1 protein-coding gene is annotated in these 562 nt (G+C 74.6%); it reads left to right on the top strand.

The annotated features are described in order from the left end of the window. Window positions 1-372, top strand: a 372-nt coding sequence (locus U858_RS0133195; RefSeq protein WP_029954761.1) for a LysR substrate-binding domain-containing protein, incomplete at its 5' end; no start/stop codon positions are given. Between the last annotated feature and the right edge of the window lie 190 nt (window positions 373-562).

The raw sequence follows: 562 nt of genomic DNA, 5'->3' as shown, positions 1-562 counted from the left end.
CCCGACCGCATCGCCGTCGCCGGGCTGGGCGCGTACCCGCTGGTGCTGCCCAGCCTGCCCAACGCCATCCGCACCCTGGTCGAAAGCGTCTGCCGCGCCCAGGGGGTTCGCCTGAAAGTGGCGGCCGAGGTGGACGCCGTGCAGACCATCGTGGAACTGGCCGCCCAGGGCGACGCCTACGCCATCCTGCCGCGCTCGGCGGCGCGCGGGCCGGCGGCCGAACACGCGCTGTCGCTCAGCGACATCGAGTCGCCGCCCATCACCAACAACCTGGTGCTGGCCAGCGCCCGCCATCGCCCCGCCACCCGGCTGGCGGCGGCCACCGGCGAATTGATCCGCCAATTGAATCTGGCCGCGCTGTTTGCGCCGTGAAGGCGGGCCTGGGCCCAGCCAAGGGTTCTGACCTGGGCGCCCGCCCCAACCGGGCAGCGCCCCCTGCCCGCCTCAGGGTGCAGGCTCGGCCTCGACGCTGAATGCCACCCGCGTCACGCCCGCGGCGCTGGCCGCCGACACCGTGCCGCCGTGCATCGCCGCCACGGCCTTGACGATGGCCAGGCCCAGG

Origin of the sequence: Achromobacter sp. DH1f, assembly GCF_000633435.1 — a bacterium.
Classification (GTDB): domain Bacteria; phylum Pseudomonadota; class Gammaproteobacteria; order Burkholderiales; family Burkholderiaceae_B; genus Achromobacter; species Achromobacter deleyi.
The sequence above is the reverse complement of the archived record's forward strand: the minus strand, read 5'-3'. Positions and strand labels throughout refer to the sequence as shown.